General features: G+C 43.5%; 11 protein-coding genes. 7 read left to right on the top strand and 4 right to left on the bottom strand.

Annotated features, from left to right (window positions below; translation table 11 throughout):
• Positions 1–119 precede the first annotated feature (119 nt).
• The 4 genes from L0P88_RS05730 to L0P88_RS05715 all read right to left on the bottom strand — a co-directional run bounded on the left by L0P88_RS05730 (position 120) and on the right by L0P88_RS05715 (position 9,038).
• Positions 120–2,699 carry a fibronectin type III domain-containing protein gene (locus L0P88_RS05730; protein ID WP_247133659.1) on the bottom strand — a complete coding sequence of 860 codons (2,580 nt, stop codon included), beginning with the start codon at positions 2,697–2,699 and terminating at the stop codon, positions 120–122.
• Between the two features lie 179 nt (positions 2,700–2,878).
• Positions 2,879–4,360, bottom strand: coding sequence for an arylsulfatase (locus L0P88_RS05725; RefSeq protein WP_247133658.1), 1,482 nt, complete (start codon positions 4,358–4,360; stop codon positions 2,879–2,881).
• Positions 4,361–4,390: 30 nt separating this feature from the next.
• Entirely contained in the window at positions 4,391–5,947 is a 1,557-nt protein-coding gene (locus L0P88_RS05720) for a RagB/SusD family nutrient uptake outer membrane protein (protein WP_247133657.1), read from the bottom strand.
• A 10-nt stretch (positions 5,948–5,957) separates the two neighbouring features.
• Entirely contained in the window at positions 5,958–9,038 is a 3,081-nt protein-coding gene (locus L0P88_RS05715) for a SusC/RagA family TonB-linked outer membrane protein (RefSeq protein WP_247133656.1), read from the bottom strand.
• Positions 9,039–9,354: 316 nt separating this feature from the next.
• Between L0P88_RS05715 and L0P88_RS05710 the strand changes: the two genes are divergently transcribed.
• From L0P88_RS05710 to L0P88_RS05680, 7 genes are all read left to right on the top strand, one after another.
• A complete protein-coding gene (locus L0P88_RS05710; protein WP_247133655.1) occupies positions 9,355–13,491 on the top strand; it encodes an ATP-binding protein in 4,137 nt (1,378 codons plus the stop codon).
• Between the two features lie 159 nt (positions 13,492–13,650).
• Complete coding sequence (locus tag L0P88_RS05705; RefSeq protein ID WP_247133654.1) at positions 13,651–16,788, top strand: glycoside hydrolase family 2 TIM barrel-domain containing protein; 3,138 nt, start codon at positions 13,651–13,653, stop codon at positions 16,786–16,788.
• The gene (locus L0P88_RS05700; protein ID WP_247133653.1) at positions 16,785–18,290 is read left to right on the top strand and encodes a sulfatase; all 1,506 of its coding nucleotides are present in this window, start codon (positions 16,785–16,787) and stop codon (positions 18,288–18,290) included. Before L0P88_RS05705 ends, L0P88_RS05700 begins: the two co-directional genes overlap by 4 nt.
• 331 nt (positions 18,291–18,621) lie before the next feature.
• Positions 18,622–20,001 (top strand): arylsulfatase, encoded by a 1,380-nt coding sequence (locus L0P88_RS05695; RefSeq protein ID WP_247133652.1) that lies wholly within the window; start codon positions 18,622–18,624, stop codon positions 19,999–20,001.
• A 15-nt stretch (positions 20,002–20,016) separates the two neighbouring features.
• Positions 20,017–22,041 (top strand): hypothetical protein, encoded by a 2,025-nt coding sequence (locus tag L0P88_RS05690; protein ID WP_247133651.1) that lies wholly within the window; start codon positions 20,017–20,019, stop codon positions 22,039–22,041.
• Positions 22,038–24,053, top strand: coding sequence for a sulfatase (locus L0P88_RS05685; protein ID WP_247133650.1), 2,016 nt, complete (start codon positions 22,038–22,040; stop codon positions 24,051–24,053). Before L0P88_RS05690 ends, L0P88_RS05685 begins: the two co-directional genes overlap by 4 nt.
• A complete protein-coding gene (locus L0P88_RS05680; protein ID WP_247133649.1) occupies positions 24,050–25,084 on the top strand; it encodes a family 43 glycosylhydrolase in 1,035 nt (344 codons plus the stop codon). The genes L0P88_RS05685 and L0P88_RS05680 overlap by 4 nt, the downstream gene beginning before the upstream one ends.
• The last annotated feature ends 5 nt before the right edge of the window (positions 25,085–25,089 follow it).

The raw sequence follows: 25,089 nt of genomic DNA, 5'->3' as shown, positions 1-25,089 counted from the left end.
TTAGGAGTATAAGCTATACTCAGTAAGCATTTTTGACGAATTGACCTGTGATCTTGTTGAATAATTGGCTTGCTTTTCATTTTGGCAATTGTATGCACCAAGACCATAGCCCGTTTTTCTTAATCAACTGTAATTGTTTTGTCAGGCTGTCTTCCAAACAAATCCTTTCCGTTGGTATTTACATAAGCTTTTATCGCGTATTTTGAATTCCGTCGGAGCTCCTCCTTTGGAATGGTCACTTGAAATTTGCCTTTGTTCTTGTCCACGCTACTTCCTTCAACACGTGTTTCCTCCACAGTTAAATAGGAGATATTGCTGTATATGATTCCAAAACTATGGTAACCATCCAAAGGGATATTGCCAAATGTAACATCTATGATGTAGTTACCTTCGGTATCCTTGTTGATCTCGGTTATTTCAATCTTGTAGTTAGCTTCCAGTTTAATGGGGGTGGCAATATTGGGATAGAAATTGCTTTCCCCATGTTGTGTAGCGGCTTTTACCGTATAAAAAAAGTCCTTGTCCTTTTCTATGGAGGTATCCTCAAAACCTGTGCCTTTAACATTTGATGCCAACACCTGAAAATCGTGTAATTTTTCACCGCGAAGCACAATATATGTTGTTCCGGGCGGATTTAGTTCATTGGGCGTCCAGTTCAACATGATACTTCCCCTGGGAGTTTCCCGAGCGGATACGTCCCTGGGGGAATAGGGAATATTTTCTTTAGGGATTACAGTTGCATACTCCGAAAACCTACCCCGTCCCAATCCGTTATAGGCCGCTACCGAAAAAGTATGGGGAACGTTCATTTCGAGACCCTCCACTCGGAACCCAAAAACATTCTTGGTATCTATGATCTTTTCTTTACCTGTTGTTGATGTGTATTTTAAGAGATATCCTTCCGCGTTTTTGACGCTTTGCCACATAATGGTGGCCGTATCATCCCGTCTTGCGGTTTTGAAAATTGATGGCGTTGAAGGGCGTTCATATCCTTGGGAAACGATTTTGGACTTTGAACTATCACCTGAAGCGCTCAAGGCAATCGTTTGAAAATAGTAGGTTTTGCCCAATTTTAAGTTGGTCACCTCGTAATTAGTGCCTTTTATGCCGTTAATTTTGACCGTTAAGGAATCCGGTGCCGTTCCATACCACAATTGATATTCGGAGGCACCTTCCAGATGGCCCCAAACCGCGTTCACCCCATTTTCGGTAACTGACAAATCATAAATCCGTGGAGGTGACAAGGAAATTTTTCGATCGGATTTCCATTTGGCCACGGTGACACTCAATGGCCTTATAAGCAGTCTCCCGCCATTGTTGATTTCTGACCGTATTTCCGTATTTTTCGTCGTTAGGTCATCTGCTGAGATATATTCAAGCTCAACCTTTCCCTTTAAAGGTTTTCCATCTAAAATCAAATCAAATTCGCCAGCTTCCAAACTGCGATTGGTGACCACCAAATAATCATAACCGTTGGTACCACGATAGGCTTGGGCAAACATGCCTTCAACCACCGTCTGCTGCATGCCACTTACCTTTAAACCGCCCAATAGTTCCGATGCATAAACGAAATCGGAATTGTTGACCGCACTATGGTAAATTTTATAGGCCTTGCCCTCCAACAGCCTGTGGATTCCGGTTGGAATGGAATCGGTGTCCAGTTTTTTACCTTTCCCATAGGCTTCTGTTATCAAATGGTTGAAATTCTTTTCGGGAATATATTTATTGCTGACCTCGTGTGCACCGATCCACCGGGTATTTGTGTGTTGCAACTGGCGCATGGTATATTCGATATTGTAGATACTGTAATAAATGCCATCCAAAGGCTTGTTCCAAATACCAAACTCGGTGATGAGCATGGGAATGCCTTTGGAAGTATATGCTTCTATTTCTTCCATCGCTTCTTTGCCAGTGGCCTCCAATAGTTTGGTGTTTGCCCTTCGGTACGCTTTATCAAGGGGTTCGCGCTTGCCCGTATGTGGTGCATAGGAGTGTTTTGAAAACGTATTCCAATAGGCGCCATGCTCGCTTTGATATTGGTTTATCTCTTTCATGAACCCCCAGATACCGTCCCAGGTGAAGTTCAATGCCAATTGCGCATCTGGAAAAACTTTCAGTATGGCTTCTGCATGTGGTCGCATTTTTAGGGCATAGTCGTATCCATTGTTCCACCAGTACCGTTCGCGGTGCGGGACATAGAAATAAGGTTCATTGCAGAACTGCCAAACTTCGACCTCAATATTGTTGTTCTTTACAAAACGTGCAAGTTCCTCGGTGATTCTGGGGGTTTCGGAAAAGGCATTGATGGTCACCACGAGTTTTCCGTTGATTTCCCCCAAGAGTTGGTAAAGGTCAAAAATACGGTGGGGTCCTTTTATCTCCGTGAATTCATATCCCCTGAGATACTGCTTGGATTTATCAAACATGTAGGCATAATCCAGATCATACTGACCTGTGGCACAATTGAAAGCATCACCCATCGTCCCCGAAAAAAAACGCAACCAGCCTGGTCGCAGTTCATGCACAGCTTTCCTGAAATCAGGGTGGGTGTAATTCCATACTTTATCGGCAATACGGACATTAAAACCACTGCTCCCAATTTCTATCGGATGGCCATTTTTGGTATTTATCTTTATCTGGCCGAAAGTTGCTTGGAACAACGTGCAGACCAATACAATTTGTATTAAATCCCTTCTCATCTTTAGAAAAAAGGGCTGTCTAAAAAGTCCTACGCGCATTGGTCACATCGAGGGCAGTAGAGATGTATTTGACAATCGGAACTATGATAAGTTCTCGACTGCGCTCGAACCGACAAAATACTCTTTTTAGACAGCTCCCTTCATTAGTAGAACTAACTCAAATTAACTAAACTTAAATTTTACTTGCTGTTTAAATACGTTTTCTGACTAAACTTAAATACCGATGAAGGTGTTCTGGCATCCTGCATTATTTGCTCCATTTCCGCAACAATGTCGGGATGGAGTTCCGCCACATTCTCTTCTTCTTGGATGTCTTCTGACAGGTCGTACAACTCCAATTCGGAATCCCCATTAAAAACATTGTATTTCACTGCTTTCCATTTCCCTTTTCGTATCGCTTGCCTGCCCCCCTTTTCGTGAAATTCCCAATACAAATAGTCATGTTTTTCCTGTTCTCCGGAGTTTCCCATCAAGGTGGGCAATATTGAAATGCCATCCAAACCTTCTGATGGCTGACCGCCGGCCAACTCTACCACTGTTGGAAAAACATCCCAAAATGCCGATATATGATCTGTAGTGGAACCGGGCCTAATGGTTCCCGGCCATTTTGCGATCATTGGTACACGAATGCCTCCCTCGTACAAATCGCGTTTATAGCCTTTTAGATTGGCATTGCTGTTAAAATATTCCGGATTGGCACCACCTTCTTGATGCGGTCCATTGTCAGAGGTGAAAACCAATAAGGTATTTTCGGTTAGCCCCAGATCTTCCAGTTTTTGGACAATCTCGCCAACTTGCTGGTCCAGTAAGTCCATCATGGCGGCAAATGCAGCATTGGGCTCTTTTTGGGACTCATAAGGGCCTTGGCGGTATTCAGGCCCTTTATCATAACCTTCAAAGGCTATTTCCGGAGGGTATTTTCCTCGATGTTTTTGCATGAGGTATTCCGGTGCAGCCAATTCTGCGTGCGGAATAATCGTGGCAACGTAAAGGAAGAATGGCGTGTTCTTATGGTCATCAATAAACTGTAAGGTCTTTTGGTGTATCAACTCGGGGGCATATACACCTTTTTGCTGTCCTTGATTTTCTTTAATGGGCAACGAATCTGCATTGGACCATAAATGTCTTGGATAATAATTATGGCCCAAGCGCTGGCAGTTGTAGCCAAAAAAGGTATCAAAACCCTGGTTCATGGGATCGCCTTCGGATCCCGGATAGCCCAAACCCCATTTTCCAAAAATTCCGGTTGCATACCCTTTGGCTTTTAAAGCTTCGGCAATGGTATGGGTACTATCTGGAATTGGGTATTGCCCCTCGGGTCTTATTTCCTTATTACCACGCACCACTGTATGACCCGTATGCATGCCGGTCATTAGGGTGGAACGGGAAGGGGCACATACCGTACTACCAGAATAATGTTGGGTGAACAACATACCGTCTTTGGCTAGCTTATCAATATTGGGTGTCTTAAATTTCTGTTGCCCATAGACTCCAATATCTCCATAGCCAAGATCATCGGCTAAAATGTAAATGATATTTGGTCTATTGGATTCCGATTTGGAAACTTTCGCTCCGGTGTTTTTGTCCTTGGCCTTTACATTGCAAGCCCATACCGTTAGCAATAGGATGCAGCCAAGCCCAATTTTAATAACTTCCTTCATTTAAACGTATGCCTTTTAGCTCCCCAAGAATTAACCTCCCCGATATCCATTGTTTGTTGGGTCCGTATTCAATAGGTTTGGATTTAGAATAAGCTCCTCCTGTGGTATTGGTAATAATACATGATAGGGTTGAATATTATCTGCCGGATTGTTCCAAGGCCTGTGCTGTACATTGCGCACGGTCTCCAAAAGAATCCCCCAACGAATCAAGTCCATTCTTCGATGGCCTTCGGTACATAATTCAAACTTTCGTTCATCGTACATGGCTTCCCTAAATTCTTGTTGACTCATTCCCGACCATGGCTTGTCCGGTTCAAAAGCACGTTCCCTCACCCTGTTCACATACAGATAGGCTCCATCGGGACCGTTCAACTCGTTTTCGGCCTCGGCCGCCATCAAATAAATATCTGCCAATCGAAAAACAACATAGTTTTCATTGTGGTTGAACCTTGGCGAAGTATTGTTCAAGTTCCAATTTTTCCTAAAATAGGGAAAGCTCAATTGATAGCCCAGGTATTCGGTCACAATAGTAACGTCATAGCGCAGATCGTCCAGTTCCCAATTGGCCCTATCCGCTAACTCCGGAAGTGGAATGGCCCAACCAAAACCGGTCATGTCCTGATCAATGGCCTGTAGATCGGCTTGGAGCAACTGCCATCTGGCGGGTGTTCCATCACCTCCGGGCCGATCGTTACGATTACTGGGCTCATCCCGCAATCTTGGGTTATAATCATCGGTTCTCCAAGTATCGGCATCCTCAAAAACTCCGTCGGTCGTAAAGTCAACCGCAAAAATATGTTCATCGTTATATTGATTTTCCAAATCGGTTTGATCAAAAACAGCAGCGAAGTCATCAAGCAATCGATGTGGCGAATTATTGATGATATTGTCACATTCCGCCTTGGCCTCGGCCCATTCCCGGTCAAAAAGGTGGAATTTGGCCTTTAGGGCCGTGGCCGCCCATTTTGAGGCCCGGCCCAGTTCATTGGCTCCATAAGAACTGGGCAAAAGGTCAAATGCCCTGGCCAAATCGTCCTTCATATCTGCCCTTATCCGGTCTCTTGGGAAACGCTCCAATGTTCCCAGGTCTTCCAAGGGCAGTAATTCCGTAAAATAGGGGACATCCCCCCAAAGGTTGGTCAAATGAAAATAGGCCAATGCACGCATAAAAAGGGATTCACCCAAGGTTTGATTCCTAATTTCCTCGGAAAGGTTTTCATTACCTTCGATATTGGAAATGTTTAAGGATGCATTGCGCACAATTTCGTACAATGAGCCCCAGGTACCATTCCCATCGGATACACCTTCCTGGATAAGGTAATTGTGTATTTGGGCATTTACATTACGACTTGGACCCACCTCATCCGCACCGTTAACATTGTAATTGTCCAGCCCCCGTGTCCTATATAGGGTGCCCCTGTGTAAAATACGGTAGAGCCCATTAACGGCCAACAGGGCCTCTTGGTCGTTGTTAAAAAAGTTCTCCACGGCAATCTCATTGCGCAAATCTTCTTCCAAAAAACTGTCACAGCTTGAAAGTACCATCAAAACTGCACAAATTGATAGGATAAATGTCTTGTTTTTCATTGCTGTTTTTTTAAAATTCCATTCTTACACCGGTGACTATACTTGTTGCATATGGATAAGCCCCTCCTGCAAATCCTTGTGAAACCCCACCAAATTGATTATTGGTGCTTGCAGAGGTAAAATTATTGACCTCGGGATCACCTAGGGTGAAGTCTGATATCAACCAAAGGTTTTGACCTGTTACATAAATGTTCAAGCCTTTAAAAATACTGTCCAATCGAGCCTTTTTAAGAGGAATGTCATAGGACAGGGTTACCGTTCGCAATCGAACAAAGGAACCATCTTCTATATTGAGCGTGCTGTTGGGATTGAATATGCTTGTAGAGGTCCCTGCCCTGGGAATGTCCGAGGTTTCATCAATACCTTCACGCCATCGGTTCAAAACCCTTGGATCCACGTTTTCATCGCCCCTTCCAAATAAGGATCTTTGTGTGACAATATTGAATATTTCTGCGCCAAAAGAATATTGAAAGAAAATATCCAGGTTCAATCCCTTCCAGGAAAAATTGTTTCTAAGACCCCCAAAAAAGTCGGGTTGAGGGCTGCCTATTACAGAAAAGTCCTCTTGATTTATTGTCCCATCTTCATTGACATCCCGATAGCGGGGACTGCCCAAAAAGGCCCTCCCCACCGCTTGGTCATCAATAATTTCCTGTGGGTCCTTATAGGTGCCCAAATACTCTGCTCCCACAAAGGAAGGAAAGGCTTCCCCCGGAATCAATCTTGCCGATGGGCCACCTTGATTACCGGTAGATTGTAGGTTAATGAATTCCTCATCCCCAATATCCAAAACCTCGCTATCATTGGATGTCAAGGTGAATGTAGTGTTCCAACTGAAGTTTTCATTGCTGATATTTTTGGTGTCCAACAAAAATTCAAATCCCCGGTTTTCAACGCTACCTACATTCTCTAAAATCCGATTTCCCGCTGTGTTTGGCAAATCCCTAAACAGCAGCAAGTCTTCCGTAGTCCTTTTGTAATAGCCTGCTTCAAATGAAATCCGATTGTTGAACAAGCCCACTTCCAGACCTAAATCCAATTGCTTTGTCGTTTCCCAGGTCAACCCATTTGTCCCGGGACTGTCCAAAATAACTGCGGGCACCAACGTTTCATTAAAATAATTGAACGTGGAATTAAATAGATCAAAGGAATTATACGGGGTCACTCCTTGTTCCCCCACTATTCCGTAGCTTCCCCTAAACTTTAACCTGTTAATGGTTTCCAAATCGGCCATGAAACTCTCCTCGTCCATGTTCCAGGCTACTCCCGCAGAGGGGAAGAAAGCATATTTGTTGCCCTCCTCAAAGACCGAAGAGCCATCTTGTCTTCCCACCAGGGTCAGGATATAACGGTCTTTATAGCCGTACGTAATACGACCCAGGAGGGAGGTCAACGTACGTTGATTATACCCTGATCCAACTTGATACGTTTCGGGATCCGAACCCAATGACAGGTTGTTAAACTGGACAACATCATTTGGGAAACCTTCGGCACGTTGATCTGTGCTTTCACTGGTGATTTTTTGGGCGGTAAAACCACCCAGCACGTTCACGGAATGATCACCAAATTTCTTGTCCCAGGTAAAGGTGGTCTCGCTCAACAAATCTTTGGAATTAGTTGTCCGTATACGGCCAAAGCCACCAATATTATTGTTCAATATTCGTTCTGGTAAGGCCCCCGGTTGATATTCATTTCTTTTAAAAAAGTTAAAGGTTGTCCCAAAACTGGTCTTTAACCTAAAATCCCTGAACAGTTCATATTCGGCATAGAGGTTGGCAATGATATTGGTAACCAAATCATGGTCTACACGCAATTGATGATCGGCCACAGGATTACGCTGTAGTGAACCACTTATCGGATCGGTACCCGTAAAATTACCCTCGTCATCGAATATGGTTCGGATGGGAAGGACACTGGTAATGATACTACCAAAGGCCACCTTGTTCCGCTCCCTTTTAAAGGTACTTAGGTTTAAACGTGTCCCGAACTTAAAACGTTCGGATGCGTTAACGTCAAAGTTGGCCCTAAAAGTTACCCTTTCCAGACCGGAGTTTTTAATCAGTCCCTCTTGCTTAAAATAGTTGATGGAAGAGTAGTAATTTGTGTTTTCCGTCCTTCCCGTTACGGAAAGGTCAGTGTTGTAAATTGCCCCCGTGGTGGATACTTCATCGATCCAATCGACAAAAGGCACCTCCCCGGGATTGTCAAACTGCAACGGCAAGCTTGGATTGGTAAAACCGATGGGCACCGGTGTGCCGTTGACGTCTATGGGATCACCGGGAACGAACTGGCCCGCCTCATTGATGTAATCCACATAATCCTCACCGCCCAATATCTCAATTTTATTGGCCATTTGGTCCATACTTACATAGGAATTTAATGTGAAAGTAGGCTTGCCAACAGGTAGGGAAGTACCACTTTTTGTAGTGATAAGGACCACCCCAGCAGCACCGCGGGTACCATAAATGGCAAGCGCTGTGGCGTCTTTTAAGATTTCGATGGATTCTATATCATTAATATTGATATTATTTAAATTGAATCCAGTACCCACAATAAATCCATCCACAACAAACAGGGGATCATTGTTTCCGTTGATGGAACTGTTACCCCTGATACGGATGGTTGCTCCGTTACCCGGGGCTCCGTTGTTGGAAACCACCTCGACACCCGCAGCCCGGCCCTGCAGTGCCTGATCTACCCGGGATACAGGCTGGTTTACTATCTCTTCCGATTTTACCGAAGCCACTGCGGAGACGAGTTGCTTCTTTGAAGAAGTACCATAACCAATGATAACAACCTCATCAAGTTGTTGTGTGTCTTCCTGTAGGGTAACGTTAATTGTATTGGATGTTCCCACCGTTATGGTCTGGGGAGCAAATCCAATGTAAGAGAATTCAAGTACATCGCCCCGGGAGGCCAGTATGGAGTAATTGCCGTCAAAATCAGTGGCAACACCGTTTGTTGTGCCACTGACCAATATGGTCACACCCGGTAAAGGTGTATCCGATACATCTGTCACGGTACCTGTAATGGTTTGCTGGGCCGTACCAGAAAACCAAACAGAGACCAATAAAATACATAAAAATCGCATTGTTTAGAATGTTTTCAGTTAATTTTAGTTTGGTCAGTTTTTATTTGGATAAACTTAGGCATAGACCATTCCCTTATTGGAGTAATACATCTCAATTGAGGGTACCTAATGTCTCGTCATTCTATTTTTTCGTCAAAAATTATCCGCACAGGGTATTCTGCAACATTCTTATACCCTTATTTAGATTTAGCAATTGAACAACTATTGCTTCCAAATAGTATTATCCATAATATTGACAATAATTGAGCTCACATTTTAGGATTTGAGTAAAATATAAAGGCTAAAAATTAGAAATGATCAAAAAAGAATTGTGCTTATGAAACCCCCTTTCTTGACTTCATTGCAACATTTTGTGGTATTGATGTCATTCCTGTTCATTGCAATACATGATACTTCTGGTCAAAAACATACCTCCAGTTTAACTAGGTTGAAAGTGGATGGTATAGATTTCAACATTAATGCCAATGTAGTATACCTGGATAGGATTGGCTATTTATGGATTGGAACCAATAATGGGCTTTATCGCTATGACGGTCAGAATTTACATGAGTTCCAATATGACGTTTTCAATGAAGGTTCAATACCTAATAATACGGTTAATAGCATTGAGGAAGATGGTAATGGAAACTTGTGGATAGGTACCGAAAGCTATCTGGTTTTTTACGACCGTTTTAAAAATTCGTTCCACGGGTTCTATAAAAACAATACCACCAAAATTCTTGGTACCACCACCAATGGAACGGTCTATGCCAACCTTTGGGAAACGGGTTATATCAAGATTGGACCACATAAGGATGTTGAGGGCCTTGTATTTGAAACGGCACATAACTATACCAAAGATCATCAGGTGTTACCTGACAGCAAAAAGATCAACTCATTTCTTGAAGGTAAATACCATAGGGTTTGGTTCGCCACCGACCAAGGGATATTGGGCTTGAATAAAAAAGGGAAGCTTTCCAAGACTTCCTTTACCGAGCGTACTTTTTTCCTGGCTCCGTACAAAGAAGATTCATTTCTGGCATTTACGCGAAATTCAATGCACATCCTGGCCTACAGAAAAGGGGACCGGAGACTTGAAGTTTTGGATACGAAACCCTTGGACGTTGACAAAAATTTCGTTCCCAGGGATTTGAAATATCACCCGGAAAAGTCCGAATACTATGTTTTGGGTGCCAAGAAGATTATCAAGATCAACGCCAAAGCAAATCGTTTGAAAATCAAAAACCTATATGAAAGCCACAAAAAACAGTTGACTACGACGATTTTTAAATCGCTGACCCTTGATGGACATGGAAACTTATGGGTGGCAAGTTCCGACGGTGTATTTAAAATGGTAAATGGCACTCTTATTTTTAAGACCATTGGACTGCCATCCAGCATTTCAGCCGGCACCGCCTTATATGCCCAAAAAGGTGGCCAAAACATACTCCTTGGAACGACAACCGGTGAAGTTTTGCATACCCAATATAAAAAGTCTAACGACTTTGTAGTAAAAGCAAGGGAAAACATGAAAATAGGGGCCATTGCAAAAAGCTATGATACAAAGGATGTATTTGTCGGGACCGGTGGTGTACTGAAAAAAATGACAAATCCCATGTCAAGCAAGCCATCTACCCTTAAATCCATCAAGGAGTATAAAGAGGGAATTATGGACATTATCGCCATCGACCCCAACGAAATCTGGGTAGGCCTTTGGGGTGGCGGAATCGACATTATCAACAACAGGGCTCCCTTGTGTCCGTTCAAAAAAGCCCTCATGGAAAAATTAAGGGGGCTCAACGTTTCCGTCCTACATCGTGATGAAGAAGACCTCCTTTGGATAGGTACCCGTGGCCAGGGTATTTTTGTTGTGGATTTTACGGCAGAAAGTGTATCACATTTCTATCCTAAAAACCCAAACGGATTAAATTCCAATGCCATATTATGCTTTTTGGAACATCAGGGAAAAATATATATTGGTACCAGGGGCGGAGGCATCAATGTCTACGATTATAAAACAAAAGGTTTTGATGTGTATGGAAAGAAAGAAGGTTTGAATTCCCTGACCATTGCCGCAATGGAAAAAGACCAAAATGGAAATATTTGGGCCGCCACGGTCAAAGGAATTACATTATTTGATGTTGAAAACAGAAGTTTTACCAATTTTAGTTCCCAGGACGGACTCAATGAAAACCAATTTCTATTCAACAAACACATAAAAGACAGTGAAGGTAATATTTATTTTACCAACGGCAAGAGCATTACAAAGGTCAATCCCAATGAATATAGTAAAAACAGGCAATTGGCCAGGACCCTCATAACCAATTTTGAAATATTGGGGACTTCCAATAACTTAAAAAATACGGCAAATGGGCATGGCAAACCCGTTTTGCTTACCAACCATCTTACGTTGCCCTACAATGAAAACAATATCACCATAGACTTTACTTCACTGGATTTTACCGCTCCTGAAAAGAACCATTTTGCCTATTTGATGGAGGGAGTCCACGATTATTGGATCTATACCTCGGCAAGTAACAATACTACCAATTACAACGGCCTTAAACCGGGCAACTACACTTTTAAGGTAAAGAGTACCAACAGCCATGGCGTATGGAACCCTACCCCAGCGGTACTGAAATTTACCATAACCCCTCCTTTTTGGGCAAGTAATTTGGCTATTTTGTTTTACGTGGTAGCTTTCATTTTGGCAACTTTATGCGCAATTGTTTTGATCAGAAACTGGTTTCAGATGAAAAAGAATCTTGTGGCCGAAACGGTCAGCCACCAAAAGGACAAGGAGCACCATAAAATGAAGATGGTCTTTTTTACTGATATTTCCCATGAGCTTAGAACGCCATTGACACTGATACAGGGAACCATTGAAAAGGCAATACGGGAGGGGAAGTACCAATTACAAGAGAACACTGCCCAACGGATTTATAATAATTCACTGCGTATTGGAAGGCTGATCGATCAAATTATGGATATCCGAAAAAATGAGGTAGGGGCCTTTAGACTAAAAGTAGCAAAGGGCAATATTGTGGAAGATATCAAGAATCTTAAGAAGGCCTTCAATGACTTTGCGAGTATCAATAGCATTGCGTACAAGTTCGATTGCAGTGAAAAGGAAATAAAAGGCTACTATGACCTACAAATTCTTGAAAAAATAATCTTTAATCTCTTATCCAATGCCTTTAAGTATACCGCCAAAAACGGCAAGATCAAAATTGTGGTAAAAATGGTTAGGGTTGATTTGGAGCAAAGTAATTTAAAAGAAATAAAACAGGGAAAATATGTGGAATGCCATGTAACCGATAATGGTTTGGGCATACCGGCCCAAAATCTTGAACATATTTTTGACCGTTACTATCAATCCACTAAAATGCCCGTAAATCAGGTTCCTGGAACGGGCATTGGAATGGAACTGGTGCAAAAACTGGTAAAGGTCCACGGCGGGACCATTTCCTTGGATAGTATAGAAAACAAAAGAACCACATTTACATTTATGCTTCCCATTGAAAAACAACATTATGCCGAAAATGAATTTGTTTCCGAGGAAAAAGGGAGAAGACCGTCCATCATAACGAAATCTGAATATCAGATTTTTGATGAAGTAACCTCAACCGGTGTACACAGGGAGAAAGAGCCCTTCCATAATCGCCCAACGATCCTATTGGTTGACGATAACCCTGAGCTAAGGACCATGATGAGGGAAGAACTGTTCAATGAATTTGACATTCTTGAAGCCGGAAACGGTAGGGATGGCCATCAAATAGCCCTGGAGCAGCAACCCAACCTCATCATCAGTGATATCCTCATGCCCGTGGAAGATGGTATCGGCATGCTTAAAAAAATCAAGGAAAATGAAGAGATGGCCCATCTGCCTATTTTCATGTTGACTGCAAAAGATTCAGAAGAGACCAAAATCCAATGCCTCAGCCTTGGTGTTACCGACTATATTGAAAAGCCCTTTAGTCCTGATTTTTTAAAATGGAAGGTGAAAAATGTCTTGTTCTCCAGAGCTACATTAAAGGATAAATACAGTAAGGTCATTTCTGTAAAGACCTCGGATGTTGAACTGGAGTCGAACGATGAAAAGTTGATAAAGAAACTGGTACAGATTGTGGAAAACTCATTGGAAGACGGGGCTCTTAGTGTGGGGTATCTCGCCTCTGAAGTGGGTATGAGTCGTGCCAACCTTTACAGGAAATTACAGGCAATCCTAAACGAAACCCCGGTTAACTTCATCAAAAAAATAAGACTGAAACGAGCTTCACAACTTTTGAAAAAGAACAATATGTACATTTCAGAAGTGGGTTATATGACAGGTTTTTGCAATCCAAAGTATTTCGCCAAGTGTTTCAGTAAGGAATTTGGCGTCAGTCCGGCGGAATATGTGAAGCAGTTTGGAGCAGTGAAAGGGTCTTCCTTCAAAGTTGACCTGGACGAAATTTTGACCAAGGTCAACTAGGGTAATACATTTGTTACCCCTTTATGCAACCAAGGGCGCGTCATTTTTAATGAATATGGGATACATTCGCCAACTGTAATAACGATACCAATGCTTCGAGTAATTTACTTTTGCACATTTTTTCTTTTTTTTGGGAGTCCATTTTTGCTTGGCCAAACATTGCAACCTTGGCAAAACCCCCATGTAAACGGGTTAAATCGTCTGCCTGCCAGGGCTACTTCCCACTCCTATGCCACAAATGCCGAGGCCAGGATAGGCGAAAAAGAAAAGAGTGACCGTTATAAGTCCTTGAATGGCAATTGGAAATTTCAATGGCATCCCGTTCCCGAACAGGTGCCGGACAATTTTTACAAAACCGACCTGAACGATGGGGATTGGGACACCCTGCCCGTGCCATCCAATTGGGAGCTTCATGGTTATGGTACTGCCATTTATACAAACATAAAATATCCATTTGAACCGGTTGACCCACCCTTCACTCCAAAGGATGATAACCCCACGGGATTGTATCGCACGTCCTTTGAAATTCCCAGCAATTGGGAAGATATGCAAGTGACCTTAACTTTCGGTGGTGTCAGTTCTGCATATTATGTGTGGATAAATGGCAAATTATTGGGATATAGCGAAGATAGTAGATTGCCAACCCATTTTGATATTACACCCTACCTGGAAGAGGGTAAGAATCAACTGGCGGTTAAAGTGTATCGATGGAGCGATGGGGTATACCTCGAAGATCAGGATCATTGGCGTTTGAGCGGTATCCATCGCGATGTATATCTCTCCGCTGCACCAAAAATACAGCTGTACGACTTTTTTGTTCGGACCGATTTGGATGAAAATTATAAGGATGCGGAGCTCCAAATACGGCCAAAGATCAAGGTCTTTGACGGTATGGAATTTGATGGGCAGCTTCTTGAGGCCCAGCTTTTTGATTCAGACGGAAAAGCCATTTTGGATGGGCCATTGCGTATGTCGGCAAAGGCAATCTACAATGAAAAGTACGAACAACGTGGGAAGCCCGATTTTGCCATGATGAAGGCCATGGTAAAAAATCCGAAAAAATGGAGTGCGGAGCATCCACATTTATATACTCTTGTTTTTAGCTTAAAAAGTAGTGAAGGAAAACTGTTGGAGGCCAGAAGTACCAAAATTGGTTTTCGGGAAACTGAAATCAGGGACGGGGAGTTCTTTGTAAATGGAGAATCGGTATTGATGTACGGTGTAAATCGTCATGACCACAGCCCTATAACGGGCAAAGTTGTTGGTCGTGAATTGATGTTAAAGGATATTTTAATGATGAAAAAATTTAACATCAATGCCGTACGTACTTCGCACTACCCCAACAACGAGTATTTCTATGAACTATGTGATAAATACGGTATTTATGTGATGGATGAGGCCAACCTGGAAACCCATGGCATAGGTGGAAAATTATCAAACGATGCCGCATGGTCGACTGCTTTTTTGGAACGTGCCGTTCGTATGGTGGAACGCGACAAAAACCACCCCAGTATTGTTTTTTGGTCCTTGGGCAATGAATCGGGCTCAGGGTTTAATCATGCGACAATGGCGAATTGGATTCGGGCGTTCGACCCAACCCGACCGGTACATTATGAAGGCGCGCAGACTACGGGCGGTAAACATAAAATTGAGGATAAAGTCATTAAAGACCCGGATTATGTTGATATGGTGAGCCGGATGTACAATCCTATAGAATATATGGTCAAGATGGCCAACCTCAAAGGCGAGGATCGGCCTGTAATTTGGTGCGAATATGCCCACTCCATGGGGAATTCCACCGGGAATCTATACCAGTTTTGGGATGCCATTAGAGCCAATAAACGGCTTATTGGGGGTTATATTTGGGACTGGGTGGATCAAGGATTACTGCAAAAAGCTCCTGATGGTATCGAGTACTATGCTTTTGGCGGCGATATGGGGGATACCAAAATAAACTCCGGCAATTTTTGCCTCAACGGCATTGTTGATCCAGCACGGAACCCCAAACCAGCCCTTTGGGAAGTAAAAAAAGTCTCTCAGCCAATAGCATTCGAAGCTGTAGATTTGGCAAAAGGCCAAATAAAAATTACCAACCTCCACAATTTTACAAACTTAAATGACTTTAAAGCCCTATGGAGATTGGAAGAAGATGGAAAGTTGTTGAAAAGTGGTGTTTTGGACGCCGTCGATTTAGCGCCCAACCAGGAAAGAACAATCACGATTCCTTTTAAAACACCAAAATTAAAAGCGGGAGCCGTATACTTTCTGCGCATTGGTTTTGAATTAAAAAATGATGCCCTTTGGGCCGGAAAAGGCCATGAAGTGGCATGGGCACAATTTCAACTTCCCTTTGAAAAACCTGCTAAATCGATTACCGCCAACGCTTTGGGGAAAATCACGGTTTCGGGCAACAAAGTCAAGGGGGCCGACTTTGAGTTGGTTTTCAATCCGGAAACAGGTCTATTGGAACACTATACATTTAAAGGTAAAAACCTTGTTAGGTCTGGTTTTCGTCCAAATTTTTGGAGACCAACCACAGACAACGATCGTGGCGGAGGAAAGACTCCAAAAAACCTGAAAGTTTGGAAAGAGGCATCAAAAAATCCAGAATCCGTAGACTTCACCCTTAACAAATTGAGCGATTACGAAGCCAGGGCCATTGCCACATTCGCTTTTGGAAGTGGAAAGGCCCATATGACCCTTAGTTACCTTATTTACGGGGATGGGAGCTTTAAAATCGATGCCAAATTCACTGCGGATGAAGCTTTGCCCATGTTGCCCCGTTTAGGGTTGCAACTTGAGGTGGTTGAACAGCTTCACACTATAAATTGGTTGGGCAAAGGCCCCCACGAAAACTATTGGGATAGAAAGTTGGGTGCCGATATAGGGCATTACAGTGCTACGGTTGCCGAGGATTATTATTCCTACATTCGTCCACAGGAAAGTAGCAATAAAACGGAGGTATATTGGTTTTCCCTGACCAATGAAAACAATATTGGGCTTGTGATCCGGGCAGAGGGCGAACCACTGAGTATGAGTGCTTGGCCCTATACTACTTGGGATATTGAAAATGCACTCCATACGTACGACTTGAAACCAAGGGATTTTATCACTGTGAACGTTGACCACAAACAAATGGGTGTGGGTGGTGATGACAGTTGGTCGCAAAAGGCACTTCCCCATCCCGAGTATCGCCTAACTGCCAAGGAATACACCTATTCCTTTACGGTAAAACCCATAAGTTCATTAAAAGGAATTGGCCGAGCTCCAAAAGTAAAACCATCCACTTCAAAATGAAGACGACCATAGGGCTTCTTGTACTTTTTTCCCTGATTTCCTGTAAAAAGGACAATCAAAGAACCACAAATACAGCTATCGACCTGAAAAAAAATATCCTTCTCGTAGTAGTGGATGATTTGGGCTGGGCAGATGTAGGTAGATATGGTAGCAGTTTTTACGAAACCCCAAATATTGATGCGCTGGCCAAAGATGGTATTTTATTTACCAATGGCTATGCTACTTGTCCGGTCTGTTCCCCCTCCCGGGCAAGTATCCAAACGGGACTGTATCCCACAAAGGTGAACATCACCGATTGGATTCCAGGAAGGGCACATTACAATGGGGCCGAACCTGAAAACCGTTGGTTGTCCAATGAATTTGCCAATGAACTGGCCTTACCTTTTGAGACTATTGCGGAAACACTCCAAAAGCGAGGGTACCAAACCTTTTTTGCCGGAAAATGGCATTTGGGCGAGACCGAAGATTTTTGGCCCGAAAATCAAGGTTACCACATTAATAAGGGTGGGTTTAATATGGGCCGCCCAGACCGAGACAAGAAAAAAGGAATCAACGGTTATTTCAGTCCCTACGGTAATCCAAGATTGGAAGATGGGCCCAAAGGAGAATATCTCACCGATCGACTGACGAATGAGGCCGTCGACTTTTTGGAGCAATACAAAGATTCGAATTTCTTTATCAACCTATCTTTTTATCAGGTGCACACCCCACTTCAAGCAAAGGATGAAGCGATAAAAAAGTACATAACAAAGCGAAAGCATCTTGACAAGGATACTATTGGTGAACTTGATGAAAACCCCAAGTGGAAGGCAGGAAATTTTAAAAACAAATCACATAAAGAGCGTTTTGTTCAGGCACATCCCACCTATGCCGCCATGGTGGGCAGTATGGATGAAAATGTGGGCCGTGTAGTAGCTAAATTGAAGCAACTGGATTTGTATGACAACACCTTGATAATTTTCACTTCGGATAATGGTGGCTTGTCAACAGCGGGAGGATCGCCCACTTCGAATTTGCCTTTACGTGCGGGAAAGGGCTGGTTATATGAAGGTGGTATTCGAGTACCCTTCATCATCAAGAACTTTAAACAAAAGCGGGCTGGAAGCATCAACGATATCCCCGTGACCGGGGTAGATATTTTTCCAACCATTGCTAAAGCCGTTGGCTTTGAAACCAACGAAACGGACGGCAGGAATATTCTGGGCCTTAATGATAAGGAACGTCCACTTTTTTGGCATTACCCCCATTATGGCAACCAAGGGGGCAATCCAGGAAGTGCCATTCGTAAAGGGAAATACAAACTGATCCACGATTTTGAAACGGGCGAAAAACTACTCTTTGATTTGGAAAAAGACTTGGGCGAAACAAACGACCTTTCCAAAGAAAATCCCAAAGTAGTTCACGACCTGTATGTAGAGTTGGAAGCATGGCGAAAAGAGAACAATGCTCAGATGATGCGACCTAACCCTACTTGGAACAAAAATGAACGAATTGTTTATTAGGAAAAGTGCCCTAGTACCGATGGTACTTGCTTTGATCTGTACGGTTATGGTTTCGATAACCATAAATTCCTGTGAAGATAAAAAAACACATGCCATTGACAGATCAAATATTGTCTTCCAAAAGATCTGATAGATTTTGGAAACCTGTCAGGTCTTTACAGGGATACGCAACAGGTTGATGAATTTTCATCCAAATGCACAACAGATTTACATGAATAAAAAACGAAAGTAAATAAGAATTATGTCAATGCACAATGTAACGAGTAGACTTTTGCTGATGATTCTACTGTCATTTTTAATATCGTGCCGATCAAAACAGGAAAAACAAGAAATGGTGTACAAGCACCCGCCAAACATTATCTATATACTGGCAGACGATTTGGGCTATGGCGACTTAAGTTGCTATGGACAACAGCGATTCAACACCCCGAATATAGATGCACTGGCATCCCACGGAATACGGTTTACCCAGCATTATTCCGGTTCCACGGTCTGTGCCCCATCCCGGAGTACCTTGATGACGGGGCAACATACGGGCCACACCCCTATAAGGGGCAATAAAAGTATTGCTCCTGAAGGGCAGCACCCCATTGCGGATGAAGTCCTAACGCTGGCCGAAGTGCTCCGGGCCAAGGGATATGCCACTGGCGCGTTTGGCAAATGGGGCCTTGGATATCCAGGTTCAACGGGAGATCCTATAAAACAAGGCTTTGACACCTTTTATGGGTACAACTGCCAATTCATAGCGCACAACTATTACCCCTACCACCTATGGCATAATGAAGAAAAAATCATGCTTCAGCAGAACGAAGCGGACAAGGAGGGAGTCTACGCCCCAGAACTGATCCATGAAAAGGCACTGGCCTTTATCGAGGAAAACAAGGATCAACCTTTCTTTGCTTATATTCCCAGTATTGTTCCACATGCAGAGTTGAAGGCACCAGAAAGGTACATGGCAAAATACAGGGGCAAACTGCAGCCCGAAAAATCATATAAAGGCTGTGATCCGGGTTGCAAAAGATACAAGATTGGGGGATACGGCTCCCAACCCGAAGTACATGCCGCTTTCGCAGCAATGATCCATGTATTAGATGAACAGGTAGGGGAAATCGTAGCCAAGGTAAAAGCGTTGGGTATAGCTGAGAACACCTTGATTTTTTTTACTTCGGACAATGGTCCGCACCTTGAGGGAGGTGCCGACCCCAATTATTTTGATAGCAACGGGATTTATAGGGGTTATAAACGTGACCTCTATGAAGGGGGCATCAGGGTACCCATGATTGCCCATTGGGAGGGGACCATAACCCCTGGCCAGACCACGGATCATGTATCGGCTTTCTGGGATGTATTGCCCACGGTGGTGGAATTGGCAGGGGCCAAGGTCCCGGAACAGGTCGATGGCATTTCATTCCTTCCCGCACTACTTGGAAAAGAACAACCAAAACATAAGCATCTGTATTGGGAGTTTCAGACGCAGTATCGCAAACCTGCCCAAGCAGTACTTATGGGGGGGCGGTGGAAGGCTATAAGGAAAGTGAAGGACCAAAATTTCACCCCAATGGAAATCTATGATTTGGAATCGGACCCCGGAGAACGACATAATTTGGCGGCAATTAGGCCTGAACTGGTGAAAAAGGCCCTGGCCATTATTGAAAGGGAACGTATCGACTCCCCAGTACCTGAATGGAATTTTGATATAGGGAATAACTAAAAAATAATACGAAAAATGAGACCAAACCATTTGATTGTCTGCCTGCTTACCGCACTATTGGGAGCGGCCTGTACCACTGAAAAATTCCCAATCCAGATCAATGAAAGTTTTCTGGAAGCCAAGGCATTTACCAGAGGCAACCGCCTTCATGTAAGTACCGGAAAGATTGATCGCGAATGGGAACTCACTGCTGCTGGATTGCTCACCAAAACCGTTGAAAACGATGCCCAACGGCCCAGTACAACAACCGAAGGACATTTGGCGGATTGGAACCTGACCGGTATACTGTCCCCGGATACGAAAGGCCGACTATTGGGACTTTCGGCCCAGCGGGCCAATGACGAAGGTTTTACTTCGGAACATCTGGAGGTTGTGGCGGAATTCGAATATCCTGAACAAGGCATCCGACTTAAGTATGTTATCTGGGCCTACCCCAAGGCCCCTGGTATGCGGACCCAACTTTTTGTCAAAAAGTTGGCAAACTTTCAAGTGCCCGATAACCAAATAGGGAATGCCAGGGCCGAATATCTTCCTGTGGACACTGAGGGGGTGACGACCAAATTGATAGGATATTACAATCATACCCAACGTCGCAATACATCAAAAGATGAGATTCTCAAAGAGGAAATTACCAAGGGAGCCACCGACTTTCAATGGCCCAGTATCATTGATCTACAATCGGGCAATGATGGATTGATGCTCATACAGGAATCGCACAAATGTGTTAACCAGTCTGGGGTAAATACGGGCGGTTTCCATATTGATGATTATGGGGTATATGCTTCCGGTCTTGGCATAGGGGCTGGCGACCTTACCAACGAATATAGGCCAATATGGGCTTACTGGCTTATTGCATACAAAGGTGATGATAGCCATCGGCAATTGGCATTAAAAGAATTTGATCGAATTCGCTATCCCATCGACTCCAAAAGGGACATTTATATCATGGCCAATAATTGGGGGAGCGGATCGACCAAGGATGAGAGCCTGTACGCTTCCCGGGAGGCCAATATCTTGACCGAGATACAAAGCCAAAAAGACCTTGGAATAGATGTACAACAGGTGGATGACGGCTGGCAGGGCCTCCAATATAAGACATGGGATGACGTGCCCACGGCCAACAGCAAACAGTTTGGCCAATACGATGTGTATCCAGAAGGGTGGAAGAACATCAAGGCTTCCGCAAAAAAGGAGGGGATCAGGCTGGGTCTGTGGGCTGCTTGGGGCATTCCCGGCGAAGATTTGCTGAGGCACTATAAAACCGGTGGGTTTGCCTATTATAAACTCGACTTTGCAAATCTGGATACCTATGAAAAATTCCATGGGCTCGTCGATAAGGTAAGGACCTTTATCCTGGCCACTGACCATAAAGCACGCGTTAACTGGGACGTTACCGAAAACCCCGCCAGAATCGGTTATTTCTTTGGAAGGGAATACGGCAATATCTATCTTGAAAACAGAAAGCCCATAAACCCGCCCCATGTATTGTACCACCCTTATTTGGTATTGCGTGATACATGGCAGGTGGCCAAATATACCAACCTGAACAAATTTCAGATAAGCATACAGAACATTGATCGTGTAAACAGGCAATTGAGTGATGCCCATTTGCACAATCACCCCTATAGTGTGGCCATTGCATTGATGGGCTCTCCCATTTTTTTTCAGGAAACCCGATATTATTCAGAAGAGGCCCGGGACCAGATTCGCCCAGTCCTAAAAGTGTATAAGACCCATAGGGACGAAATGTACAAGGGCTTTGTATTCCCGATAGGTGAAAAACCGGATAATGCGAGTTGGCCGGGGTTTCAAAATTATAATCCTGATACCGATTCAGGGTATCTCATGGTTTTTAGGGAAATCAATAATAGAGAGGCTGCCAAGTCCATGAAACTCCATTTTATAAAGAATAAGACCCTTGTATTGACAAACGTCATGACGGGTACGACCGAACACAAGAAAGTGGATGCCGAAGGACATATTGATTTAGGGATTGCCGATGCTGCGGACTTTAGGTTTTATAAATATGAAATCAAGTGAATATCATCAGAAATGCAAACCTTACATTGGTGTGTGCCATACTGGTTTTGATTGCCATTGGTTCCTGTAATCTTAAAAAAATGAAACCTATGAACCACTATTTGAAAAACAATGGGTTGCAAATGCATATTGGTAAGCTATTTTTCTTGAGTGTTTCCCTATTAGTGGTTTCCTGTTCCAAGCAGGAAAAATTGCAACGCCCCAATGTACTTTGGCTGGTGGTTGAGGATATGAGCCCATATCTGTCTTTCTATGGAAATGAACATACCAATACCCCAACCTTGGATTCGTTGGCAAAGAAGAGCATCATTTTTGATAAGGCCTACTCAAATGGTGCGCAATGCTCTCCGGCCCGAAGCACTTTGATTTCGGGGATTTATGCACCTATGTTGGCCACGGATTGGCATCGCGAAAGAAGACCCGTTCCCAAAGAATTTTATTATCCCATTTACCTAAAAAGGGCGGGTTATTACACTTCAAATAACAGTAAAACTGATTACAATGACAGCAACCGGCCTAAAAATTTATGGGACGCCTCAAAAAAAGGAGCTACCTATTTGAATAGGTCGAACAGGACCCAACCCTTTTTTTCCGTTTTCAATTATAATGGTACCCACACCAAGCGTATTGCCACCCGTGATACGGTTGATAGGAATCCAAGAACAATACATCCCGATTCCATTGATTTGCCAGCCTATTTACCTGACCTGCCAGAGATTCGTGACGATATCGCATGGCATTATGATTCCGTTTCCAAAATGGATAAATGGGTTAAAAGGCGCTTACGGGAATTAAAGAATTCCGGTGAACTGGAAAATACGATCATCTTTTTCTATTCAGATCATGGAGGGTGCTTGCCAAGGGCAAAGGCCTTTGTTTATGAAGTTGGTACCCAAGTGCCGCTGCTTGTACATTTTCCGGATAAATTCAAACATTTGGCAGGAGTAAAAACAGTGGGCCGTGATAACCGCTTGGTCGGCTTTGTTGATTTTGCTCCCACAATTTTTAACCTTTTGGATATTGAAATTCCTGATTTTATGATGGGGCAACCTTTTTTGGGGAAAAACTTGCCCAAACCCAAAAAGGAGCTTTTCATGTACCGGGCCAATCAAGAACGGAATTTTATTCCATCCCGTGCCCTTACCGATGGAAAATACCGGTTCATAAGGAACTTCAATACGGCTTACCCAAACGGAACACGACAGTCCTATCAATGGCAAATGCCATCCTACCAGGCTTGGGACATGGCCTATTTGGAAGGGGATACGGATTCGCTACAGAGTGTATTCTGGAAACCTATGCAACCATTTGAGTTTTATGACACTGAAAATGACCCTTACGAAGTGAAAAATCTTATTGATGCCCCGGAGCACCAGGAAAAAATAGGCCGTATGAAAGCAAATTTGCTTCATTTTATGAAGTCGAAAAGGGATTTGGGACTGTATCCGTGGTCAATGCGTAGAAAAGAGGATAGCATCCCCTTTTATAACTATGTCAGAAATACCGATCAAGACGTGGCGGCCGTAATTGATGCGGCGGCTTTGGCCAGCACCGCAACACAAATCGATCTGCCAAAATTGATGGAATTGATGGAAAATGGGGATGCGGCTTTACGTTATTGGGGCGTTTTGGGCATATTGCAACTTTTTGAACACGGACGTTTGCCCCAACCACCAATCGTGGAAATCACTTCGATTTTCAAAAATAGTGATGAGGAAATCGAATCCAGGCTTCTTGCTGCTGAACTTTTGGTGAAACATAACAATGACCAAGACGCCCTTAACTATATTCTGCTAGAGGTGAAAAACAATCATTTTACGGCTTTTTCTGTGCTTCAAAATCTTGGAAATAAGGCAAAGCCCATTGAAAAAGAGTTATTGTTACTGGAAAACCACCCCAAGTTAAATCAATTCTACATTCGTTCTACCCTTATTAATACGGGATATTACGGATATCAAGGGCTGTTCCCTAAAAAAGGGGAAAATGTGGGGTGTCAAGAAGCAAAATCATGAAGCATAACATTGTTATCATATCCCTTTCTTTGGTGTTTTTGGCATGTTCCCAAAAAAAAGGGGAGGAGGTCCCTAAACCGATTTATATAGACCCCAACTATCAAGGTTCGTGTGACCCTGAGATTGTATTCGATCCCTCTTCCGACACCTATTTTATTTACTATACTGCTCGGCGCTCAGGTAAACAGAATACGTTTTTACAGACCCCTATAGGTGTTGCTTCATCCAAGGACTTGGCAAATTGGAGATTTGAAGGGTACTGTCAATTTGATGGAGCGCATGATTCCAAAGATGCCAAAGCTACCTTTTGGGCACCGGCAATTATAACTACCAAGGACAGTTTGCATATGTTCGCCACCTTTAAACCTGATACGCTTACGGTTAAAGGGCCATGGGGAGGGCGAGGTTCCATTGTGCATTACACCACCTCCCTGAACAGTCCCGTAACGGGCTGGAAGAAAAGGAAGGTCATGCATGCTGACACACTTAGCACTTTGGATGCATCAACCTATTGGGTAGGGGATACGGCCCATCTGTGGTTTATGGCCAAGAGTGCAAAGTACCGGAATCAGGATTATACGCTCATACACCAGACCACAAAAGATTTTAAAAACTGGAAAACCATCGATCAACCCCTGGGCGATGTTTACCATACCCAAGTAACGGGAATTGGTTATGAAGAAGCACCGTATATATTTCGGTGGAAGGGCAGTTATTGGCTTATAACCGACCCACACCAGGGCTTTGCCGTGTATCATAGCAAAGATGCCTCAAGGTGGGAATTTCAGGGGCATATCCTTAAAAAACCGGGTAAAGGAAAAATGGATACTGCCCGCGCGAGACATGGCAGCGTACTTGTAAAGGATAGTCGCGCTTTCTTATTCTATCATGTGGAATACAAACGGGAATATGATGGCAAACCTATTTATGAACAGCCTCTCGAAAATCGAACCAGTGCACTGCAAATGGTAGAGTTAAAACTCGCCGACGGTACATTAAACGCTGATCGGGACAAAAAAATAAGCCTTTAGAAGGG

This window comes from Muricauda sp. SCSIO 64092 (assembly GCF_023016285.1).
GTDB lineage: Bacteria > Bacteroidota > Bacteroidia > Flavobacteriales > Flavobacteriaceae > Croceivirga.
This window is presented reverse-complemented; position numbering and strand designations above follow the sequence as displayed.

Bases quoted from the DNA above. Each gene is read 5' to 3' on its own strand.
- L0P88_RS05710 (WP_247133655.1), top strand. From the start codon at position 9,355: ATGAAACCCCCTTTCTTGACTTCATTGCAACATTTTGTGGTATTGATG.
- L0P88_RS05680 (WP_247133649.1), top strand. From the start codon at position 24,050: ATGAAGCATAACATTGTTATCATATCCCTTTCTTTGGTGTTTTTGGCA.
- L0P88_RS05715 (WP_247133656.1), bottom strand. From the start codon at position 9,038: ATGCGATTTTTATGTATTTTATTGGTCTCTGTTTGGTTTTCTGGTACG.
- L0P88_RS05695 (WP_247133652.1), top strand. From the start codon at position 18,622: ATGGTGTACAAGCACCCGCCAAACATTATCTATATACTGGCAGACGAT.
- L0P88_RS05725 (WP_247133658.1), bottom strand. From the start codon at position 4,360: ATGAAGGAAGTTATTAAAATTGGGCTTGGCTGCATCCTATTGCTAACG.
- L0P88_RS05690 (WP_247133651.1), top strand. From the start codon at position 20,017: ATGAGACCAAACCATTTGATTGTCTGCCTGCTTACCGCACTATTGGGA.
- L0P88_RS05700 (WP_247133653.1), top strand. From the start codon at position 16,785: ATGAAGACGACCATAGGGCTTCTTGTACTTTTTTCCCTGATTTCCTGT.
- L0P88_RS05730 (WP_247133659.1), bottom strand. From the start codon at position 2,699: ATGAGAAGGGATTTAATACAAATTGTATTGGTCTGCACGTTGTTCCAA.
- L0P88_RS05720 (WP_247133657.1), bottom strand. From the start codon at position 5,947: ATGAAAAACAAGACATTTATCCTATCAATTTGTGCAGTTTTGATGGTA.